Below are 8491 nucleotides of genomic sequence, written 5' to 3'. Positions count from 1 at the left end.
AGGAGACGGGGACGGGGGATGAGCGTCGGGCGGCCGGACGGGGCAGGCCGTAGTGGTCGCGCAGCGTCGTGCTCTCGTACTCGGTGCGGAACACACCGCGGCTCTGCAGGATCGGCACGACGTGGTCGACGAACGCGTCGAAGCTGCCGGGCAGATAGGGCGGCATGATGTTGAAACCGTCGGCGGCACCGGCCTCGAACCAGGTGACGATCCGATCCGCGACCTGCTCCGGGGTGCCCACGATCGTGCCGTGCCCGCGGGCGCCGGCGAGGCGATGCAGCAATCCGCGCAGGGTCAGGCCGGGTTCGCGTTCGACCATGTCGAAGATGGCCCGCGAACGGCTCTGCGCGCCCTGCACGTCCTCGGGGTGGGGCAGCGCGTGCAGCGGAACCGGACCGTCCAGGGGGAACCCGGACAGGTCGACGTCGTCGAATCGGGACGACAGGTGCGCCAACCCGACCTCGGGTATCGACAGATCCGTCAGGTCCTGCTCGATGCGCCGTGCCTCCGCCTCGGTGGAACCGATGATGGGAGACAGGCCGGGAAGGATCTTGACGGTGTCGGGGTCGCGGCCGAACGCCGCCGCCTGGGCCTTCACGTCACGGTAGAAGTCCTGCGCGTCGCCGAGGTCGACCTGCGCGGTGAAGATCGCCTCGGCGAAGCGCGCGGCGAACGCGCGGCCCTCCACGGACGAGCCTGCCTGGACGAGTACCGGGTGCCCCTGCGGTGAGCGCGCCGCATTGAGGGGCCCGCGAACCCGGAAGTGTGGTCCGGCGTGGTCGATCCGGTGCACCCTGTCCGCGTCGGCGTAGATGCCGCGCTCGCGATCGACGACGACGGCGTCGTCCTCCCAGCTGTCCCACAGGGCAGTGGCAACCTCGAGGTATTCGGTAGCGCGTTCGTAGCGGTCGGTGTGGCCGAGCCGGCCGTCGAACCCGAAGTTGTGCGCGGCCGCGGAGGACCACGAGGTGACGATGTTCCATCCCGCACGTCCGCCGCTGATGTGGTCCAGCGACGAGAACTGGCGGGCCAGGTTGTAGGGCTCCGTGTACGTGGTGGACGCGGTTCCGATGAGACCGATGTGCTCGGTGACCAACGCCAACGCGGACAGCAAGGTCAGCGGCTCGAAACTGCTCTGCGCGACGCGATCGGCATGGCGTCCGACCGCCGGGACGTCCGCCAGGAAGATCGAGTCGAACCGTCCACGCTCGGCCGTCTGTGCGATCTCGCGGTAGTAGTGCACGTCGTCGACGCGTTCGGGGGTGGTACCCGGCAGTCGCCACGACGCTTCGTGGTGGCCGGTCGCGGGAACGAACACGTTGAGATGCAATCGAGAAGCCATAGCGAACACCCTCCGAAATACTGTCGGCACAAATCACCGGCAGTTCAGCAGGGTTCGGACGCCGACCCAATACTTGTGCTCGACGTGATTCCAGGGAGGGGTAGTTCAGCATCGGCGAGTCGAGGATTGCGTCCTCGTCCCTGAACGAATGTTGGTGCCCGTGCGTGGTTTTGGTAGCGGCAACTACCAAAACCACGCACGGGCACGGGGGACGGGTCAGGTGGTGAGGATGGTGGCCGCGGCGGTGCCGGGGGCTCCGTAGAGCTGTGCGAAGCCGACGCGGGGAGTACCTGAGATCTGCCGGTCACCCGCCTCGCCACGCAGTTGCCGTACCAACTCGTGGACCTGCCGAAGCCCGGACGCGCCGATCGGTTCGCCGTTGGCGATGAGGCCACCGTCGGTGTTGACGGGAAGCCGGCCACCGATCTCCGTGTGGCCCTCGGCGATCAGTTTCTCCTGGTCGCCGTTGGCGCAGAACCCGGCCTCGGCCAGGTGGATGACCTCGGCGCCGGCGTCGGTGTCCTGCAGTTGCACGACGTCGACCTCCTCGGGTGCGATCCCGGCCGCCTCGAACGCGGCACGCGACGCGTAGACGGTCGGGGAGGCGTCCTCGTCGACGGGCGCGAACGTCGTGTTCACCTCGTAGGCCCCGTATCGCCGCGTGCGGATCTCGACCGCCCGTACGTAGACGGGGGTGCGGGTGAAGCGGTGCGCCATATCCGCCCGGCACATGACGACGGCGGCGGCGCCTTCGTCGGGCGCGCAGAACATGTAGTGCGTCAGCGGGTAGTTCAGCGTCGGGGAGTCGAGGATCGTGTCCTCGTCGATGGGCTTGCGGCGGAACGCATTCGGATTCAAGGCCCCGTTGCGGTAGTTCTTCGCCGCGACCTTCGCGAGGGTGCGCTGCGAGATCCCGTGGTCGTGCAGGTACTTGTTGGCCTTCATCCCGAAGAACTGGGTGGTGAGGTACTGGCCGTTCTCCCCGTACCACCTCGGCATCCCGACCAGAGTGGGGTCGACGGTGAACGCCCCGCGCGGATGCTTGTCCATCCCGATCGCGATACCGATGTCGAAGCGACCCACCCGGATCGAATCCACACACACCTGGGTCGCGCTCGCCGCGGTCGCGCACGCGTTGAAAACGTTCGTGAACGGCAACCCGGTCAGACCCAGAGTCCCGACGATCGCGTCGGGATTCGCGATCTCCCAGCTGCCCCCGACGGCGAACTGCATGTCCTTCCACTGCAGCCCCGCATCGTCGAGCGCTGCCTGCACGGCATCGGCACCCATGTCCATCGCGGACTTGCCGTCGAACCGGCCGAACGGGTGCAGCCCCACCCCGATGATGGCGACATCGTCCATCCCGACTCTCCTCGTCGCTCAGACCGCGCGGAACGCGAACGTGACGGTTTCGGTTCCGTCGTCGTCGACGGCGATGGGCACCATGGTCAGTTCGACCTCCATGCCGAAATGCAGCTTGTTCGGGTCGTTCTCGGTGAGCCGCCCCTCGACGCGGACGACGTCGTCGAGCTGGACCAGCCCGACGCCGAACGGGGTGAACGTCGCGGCCGTTTCGCGCCCGGCGTAGGGAGGGCCGGGGAGAAAACCCTGCGTCGTCCACGAGACGAGGGTTCCGCGCCGCGGCAACGTGGTCTCGGCGACGTTGCGTGAACTGCACCGCGGGCACCGCCTGTGCACCGGAAATGCGACGGCCGCGCAGTCCTCGCACCGACTGCCGATGAGCTGCGGGTCGGGCTCGGGCCAGGTGGAGATCTCGGGTGCCAGGGCTCGGGGCATCGGGTTTCTCCTTCGTCTCGGCGGCACATCGAACCGAACGTCGACGAATATACGGTAAGGCATACAGTAAAACCATTGCCGGTCGTGGGGGTGCTGCTCCTCGGCGATCCGCATGGGATCCACGGTTGCCTGCCGGACCTGGTTCGGGATTGACTTCACGGACGCCCGTACAGATGCAGGAGGGTCCATGGAGTTGCGCAGGTTGGCCGGTGCGATGGCAGTGGCCCTCGCGACGACACTGACAGCGTCCGTGTCGTTCGCCGACGCAGAGCCCCTCGTGCCCGCAGCCCCGGTCGCCGAGGCGTTCACCCTGCCGGAACTGATCGGGCCCTACCCGTCGGACGCTCCCGCGCGCGGCTCGTACATCGGCGTCCTCGACGGCTTCACCGAGATCCGGGACACGCGCCCCGACCTGCTGCAGCGCAATCTCGACCGCGGCGTGGAGATCAACAACGCCGCGACCCCGGTCGAACAGCAGCGCGCCCTGTTCGACGACAACCACGACCGCCTGCTCTCGCTGTCCGACGGCCTCGGCGCCGGCCTCGGCGGCATCTTCCGCGCGGCGCTCGCCCAGCATCGGCTGCCGAAAGTCGCGGCCCTGCTCGCCGGGGACCTCGCCCGCGCCGGTGGCATCGCGAACTCGACACTCGTCGAGAAGAACCACTGGAGCAATCCGCGGCCCTTCGAGGTGGTGCCCGAACGCATCGTCGCCTATCGGGGCGACGGCATCAGCGGAGGTGCCGACCCGTTCGCCGATGTGTACGGCACCGACTCGTACCCCTCCGGGCACGCGTCGCAGGCGTACTGGAAAGGCATCCTGCTCGCCGACATGCTGCCCGAACTGGCACCGCAGATCCTCACGCGCGCGTCCGAGATCGGCAACGGGCGCATCGTGCTCGGCGTGCACTACCCGCTCGACGTCATGGCTGGCCGCATCATGGGCCAGGCGGCCGCGGCGGACCGGCTCGACGATCCGGCGTTCGCGCGGCTCGTCGACGAAGCGGGTGCGGAACTGCGCGCCGTGCTCGAGACCGCCGCCGGGATGCCGCTGCGTGACTACATCGCCTCCGACAGCCCGTACCGGTCCGCGGAGACGGCCCGCGCCGAATTCCGCGAACGGCTCACCTACGGGTTCGAGCGGATCCATCCGGACGCCACGAACGGCATTCCCGCCGAGGCCGCGGTGCTGCTGCGTGCGGCCGCACCGGACCTGACCGACGAGCAGCGTCTGGATGTGCTGCGGCAGACGGCGATTCCCGCCGGATACCCGCTGGACCGGACCGGTCCCGACGGCGGCTGGCTGCGCCTCGACCTCGTCGCAGCTCACGAGGCGGTCGCCGGGAACTGATCCCATCGTTCCGATCACAGGGATTTCAACGCTTCAGCGGAATCGCGTCGCGGCTCTAGCGTCGTGGGCACAACGGGGGAGAGATTCACAGCCCGCCCACGGTGCCCGAGGAGGCGTGAAATGACCACGATCGAAAAGCGACTCACTGTCGAACCACTGTCCGGCTGGACCGGCGCCTTGATCCACGGCGCGGATCTGTCGCAGCCGTTGTCCGACGGTGAGATCGCAACGATCCGGGAGGCGCTGCTGCGCTGGAAGGTGGTGTTCTTCCGCGACCAGGATCTCGACCACGCTTCGCAGATCGCGTTCGGCAAGCAGTTCGGCGACGTCACCCCCGGTCATCCCTACGAAGGCACCACCGCGCCGGAGGGATTCCCCGAGATCCACACCGTCTCACCGAAGGCCTACGACCACCGGTACGGCGCCGACTACACCAAGCGCCGCGGGGCGGCCGGCCCCGGCTGGCACGCCGAGGTCACCCCGCTGATCAACCCGCCGTCGCATTCGATCCTGCGCGCCGAGACGATCCCGCCATTCGGCGGCGACACCCAGTTCAGCAACGTCGCGGCCGCCTATCAGGGCCTGAGCGAACCGGTCCGGGCGTTCATCGACGAGCTGCGCGCCGAGCACCGATTCGGCGCCGCGTTCGACGCCGAGCGCAGTTCGGAGAAGATCGGGGACCTGGTCCGCACCAACCCGCTCGCCACGATTCATCCCGTGGTGCGGGTGCATCCCGAGAGCGGGGAGCGCGTCGTCTACGTCAATCCGTCGTTCACGCGGGAGATCGTGAACCTCGCGCCGCGCGAGTCGCGGCACGTGCTGGACCTGCTGTTCGCCGAAGTCGCACGCCCGGAATACACGGTCCGGTTCAAGTGGGAACCCGGCAGCGTCGCGTTCTGGGACAACCGGGCCGCGCTGCACCTGGCGCCGCAGGACGCCCACCATCTCGACCACGACCGGGTTCTGCACCGCATCACCCTCGTCGGCGACGTGCCGGTCGGGCCGAACGGAGTGAAGTCCGAATCGATCTCGGGTGAATGGTTCGGGGCGGCCTGAGCATGACCACCGTCCTCGAAAAGTCCTCGGCGGGAGTCGCTCTCGTCGATCCCACCGCGCTGTCCGCGCGCACCCAGCGCGCCTCGCGGGTGCCGCGGTCGGTGCAGCGCCTGCTCGGTCCGGTCCTGCTCGTCGTGGCCTGGCAGGTCGCGTCGAGCACCGGGTTCTTCGACGAACGCACGGTGCCCCGGCCGCTGTCGGTGCTGTCCGCGGCGTGGCGGCTCATCACCGACGGGTCGCTGGAGGAGCACCTGACGATCAGCCTGCTGCGCGTCGGCTACGGCCTGCTCATCGGCATCGCGCTCGGGCTGGTGCTCGCCGTGGTCTCCGGCCTGTCCCGCATCGGCGAGAACTTCGTCGACGCCAACATGGAAGTGCTGCGGGCGGTTCCGAACTTCGCGCTGGTACCGCTGCTCATCGTGTGGTTCGGCATCAGCGAGGTCCCGAAGGTCATCCTCATCGTCCTGGCGGTCGCGGTATCCATCTACATCAACACCTTCGCCGCGATACGCAGCGTCGACGCCGGGCTCGTCGAGGCGGCACGTTCGTTCGGGGTCGGCCGCGGCGAACTGATCCGTGTCGTCCTGCCCGGCGCACTGCCCGGGTTCCTCGTCGGCCTGCGCCTCGCCCTCACCGGCGCGTGGCTCTCGCTGATCTTCGCCGAGACGATCAACGCGAAGAAGGGCCTGGGCCGCATGATGACCGACGCCCGCGAGTACTTCCAGATCGACGTCGTGTTCGTACTCATCGCGGTGTACGCAATCCTCGGGCTGCTCTCCATCGCGGTGGTGCGCTGGCTGGAGAACCGGCTGCTGACCTGGAGGCGAGCCTACGATGGCAACTGACCTGGTGGACAACGACACCCAGACGGTCGTTGTCGCGCGCGGTGTGCGACGGGTGTTCGGCGCGCAGACCGTCCTCGACGGTCTCGACGTCGAGATCGCCGCGGGCGAGTTCGTCGCGCTGCTCGGACGCAGCGGATCCGGCAAGTCGACCTTCCTGCGGGCGCTCGGCGCGCTGGACCCCGACGTCCAGGGCCACATCCGGGTGCCCGCGAAACAGGCGGTCGTGTTCCAGGAACCGCGTCTGCTGCCGTGGCAGAAGGTGCTGACCAACGTCACGATCGGACTGCCCAACAACGCCACGGTGCGCGAGCAGGGCCGCGCCGCGCTGGCCGAGGTGCACCTCGAGGACAAGGCCGGCGCGTGGCCGCGCACCCTCTCCGGCGGTGAAGCACAGCGCGTCGCGCTGGCGCGGGCACTCGTGCGCGAACCCCAATTGCTGCTTCTCGACGAACCTTTCGGTGCACTCGACGCGCTCACCCGCATCCGGATGCACGGCCTGCTGCTGCGGCTGTACCGCAAGTACCGGCCCGCGGTCCTGCTCGTCACCCACGACGTCGACGAAGCGATCCTGCTCGCGGACCGCGTGATCGTGCTGACCGACGGGGCGATCTCCCTGTCCACCCGCGTCGACGTGCCGCAGCCACGTTCTCGGGACTCGCGCGAATTCACCGCGCTGCGACGGCGACTGCTCGCCGAACTCGGTGTCGGCGACGAACCCGACGCTCGATAACTCACATCAGAAGGAACATGACGTTGCCTGGAATCAGACGGGCCCGGTGGGCATTGCTGCCCGCCCTCGCATTGACGATGCTCGCCTCCGCCTGCGGGCTGTCCGAATCCGAGGAGAGCGAAGCGCTCTCCGAAGCGACCATCGCGAACACCGTCGACGTCCCCGAGGGGACGGAACTCGTTGTCGCCGAGCAGAACGGGAACCAGTCGCTCGCATGGTCGCTGTCCGGCGCCGGAGCCGACGCGCCCTACGAGGTCACCTTCGCGGACTTCAGCGGCGGCCCCGCTGTCATCGAAGCGCTGCGTTCCGGCGCTGCCGACATCGGCTTCGTCGGCGAAGCGCCTGTTCCGATCGCCGTGTCCAACGGCATCGAGGACATCGTGGTCGTTGCGGGACAAGCGAATCCGGGAAGCAGCGGCGGCTACTACCTCGTCGCGCAGCCGGGCAGTGGCATCGAGACCCTCGAAGACCTGCGCGGCAAGCGCGTCGCATACCCGCCGGGCACCGGCCGTCAGATGATCACCGTCGGCCTGCTCGACCGGGCCGGTCTCGAACTCGGCACCGACGTCGAGGGCGTCGAACTCGCGGGATCGGAGGTGGTGCCGACGTTTGTCGCCGGTGCGGTCGATGCCGCGATCGTCCTCGGGAACCAGTACTACAAGATCGGCTCTCCGCCGATTCTCGGTGACGGAACCGGCATCAACACCGGCATCAGCGCGCTGGTGGTGCGGCGCGATGTCCTCGACGATCCCGTCAAGGTCGCCGCGATCGGCGACTACGTCGGACGGACGGTCGCGGCGAACAACTGGCAGGAAGCCAACCCCGAGCAGTGGGTCGAGGCGTACTACGTCGGTGTCCAGGGCATCACGTACGAGCAGGGCAAGGAACTGCTCGACAAGACCGGCATCGCGAAGTATTACCCGATCGAACCGAAGTTCACCGCACTGTTCCAGACCGTGTCGGACGGGCTCCTCGACACCGGCATCATCGACCGGCCCGTCGACGTGGCTCCCTACCTCGACGACCGCTACAACTCGATCATCCAGGCGCAGAACGACACCGACGGAGTGGCGCTCACACCGCTTCCGTAGTCGTCTGCGACCGCACCCGAACCACACGAGAAGGAGCGACACCATGACCCAGGCCGCAACCCGCATCGAGGTGCGCCCGCAGTCCGGTTGGACCGGCGCCGAGATCCACGGACTCGACCTCACCCGCGAACTCACCACCGACGAGATCGCCACCGTCCGGCAGGCGCTGCTGCAGTGGAAGGTCGTGTTCTTCCGCGACCAGCACCTCGACCACGACCAGCACCTGCGGTTCGCGAACTACTTCGGCGCACCAACGCCCGCCCACCCCCTGTTCGATTCGAT

9 protein-coding genes are annotated in these 8491 nt (G+C 68.2%); 6 read left to right on the top strand and 3 right to left on the bottom strand.

The genetic code is table 11. The features are described from left to right. From M1M07_RS31545 to M1M07_RS31535, 3 genes are all read right to left on the bottom strand, one after another. The coding region (locus tag M1M07_RS31545; RefSeq protein ID WP_248676675.1) for an LLM class flavin-dependent oxidoreductase at positions 1-1342 on the bottom strand (1342 nt) is incomplete at its 3' end. A gap of 216 nt (positions 1343-1558) precedes the next feature. Further along, a complete protein-coding gene (locus M1M07_RS31540) occupies positions 1559-2704 on the bottom strand; it encodes a thiolase family protein (RefSeq protein WP_248676674.1) in 1146 nt (381 codons plus the stop codon). Positions 2705-2722: 18 nt separating this feature from the next. Beyond that, entirely contained in the window at positions 2723-3139 is a 417-nt protein-coding gene (locus M1M07_RS31535; RefSeq protein WP_197252395.1) for a Zn-ribbon domain-containing OB-fold protein, read from the bottom strand. A gap of 187 nt (positions 3140-3326) precedes the next feature. Between M1M07_RS31535 and M1M07_RS31530 the strand changes: the two genes are divergently transcribed. The 6 genes from M1M07_RS31530 to M1M07_RS31505 all read left to right on the top strand — a co-directional run. Further along, positions 3327-4487 carry a phosphatase PAP2 family protein gene (locus M1M07_RS31530; RefSeq protein ID WP_197252394.1) on the top strand — a complete coding sequence of 387 codons (1161 nt, stop codon included), beginning with the start codon at positions 3327-3329 and terminating at the stop codon, positions 4485-4487. A 120-nt stretch (positions 4488-4607) separates the two neighbouring features. Beyond that, entirely contained in the window at positions 4608-5543 is a 936-nt protein-coding gene (locus M1M07_RS31525) for a TauD/TfdA family dioxygenase (RefSeq protein WP_197252393.1), read from the top strand. Positions 5544-5545: 2 nt separating this feature from the next. Continuing rightward, positions 5546-6388 carry an ABC transporter permease gene (locus M1M07_RS31520; protein ID WP_197252392.1) on the top strand — a complete coding sequence of 281 codons (843 nt, stop codon included), beginning with the start codon at positions 5546-5548 and terminating at the stop codon, positions 6386-6388. Beyond that, positions 6378-7118: an ABC transporter ATP-binding protein gene (locus M1M07_RS31515; RefSeq protein WP_248676673.1), complete on the top strand. Its 741-nt coding sequence runs from the start codon at positions 6378-6380 to the stop codon at positions 7116-7118. The genes M1M07_RS31520 and M1M07_RS31515 overlap by 11 nt, the downstream gene beginning before the upstream one ends. A 23-nt stretch (positions 7119-7141) precedes the next feature. Then, positions 7142-8209, top strand: a complete 1068-nt coding sequence (locus M1M07_RS31510; protein WP_231610582.1) for a PhnD/SsuA/transferrin family substrate-binding protein — start codon at positions 7142-7144, stop codon at positions 8207-8209. Between the two features lie 43 nt (positions 8210-8252). Further along, on the top strand, positions 8253-8491 hold a 239-nt coding region (locus M1M07_RS31505; RefSeq protein WP_248676672.1), incomplete at its 3' end, for a TauD/TfdA family dioxygenase.

Origin of the sequence: Rhodococcus sp. HM1, assembly GCF_023218075.1 — a bacterium.
In the GTDB taxonomy this organism is placed as follows: Bacteria; Actinomycetota; Actinomycetes; order Mycobacteriales; family Mycobacteriaceae; genus Rhodococcus.
Note: the sequence above shows the minus strand (reverse complement) of the source record. Positions and strands in the feature narration are given on the sequence as shown.

Excerpts from the sequence above, each read along its gene's own strand:
- M1M07_RS31515 (WP_248676673.1), top strand. The coding sequence starts at position 6,378 with ATGGCAACTGACCTGGTGGACAACGACACCCAGACGGTCGTTGTCGCG.
- M1M07_RS31520 (WP_197252392.1), top strand. The coding sequence starts at position 5,546 with ATGACCACCGTCCTCGAAAAGTCCTCGGCGGGAGTCGCTCTCGTCGAT.
- M1M07_RS31525 (WP_197252393.1), top strand. The coding sequence starts at position 4,608 with ATGACCACGATCGAAAAGCGACTCACTGTCGAACCACTGTCCGGCTGG.
- M1M07_RS31530 (WP_197252394.1), top strand. The coding sequence starts at position 3,327 with ATGGAGTTGCGCAGGTTGGCCGGTGCGATGGCAGTGGCCCTCGCGACG.
- M1M07_RS31540 (WP_248676674.1), bottom strand. The coding sequence starts at position 2,704 with ATGGACGATGTCGCCATCATCGGGGTGGGGCTGCACCCGTTCGGCCGG.
- M1M07_RS31535 (WP_197252395.1), bottom strand. The coding sequence starts at position 3,139 with ATGCCCCGAGCCCTGGCACCCGAGATCTCCACCTGGCCCGAGCCCGAC.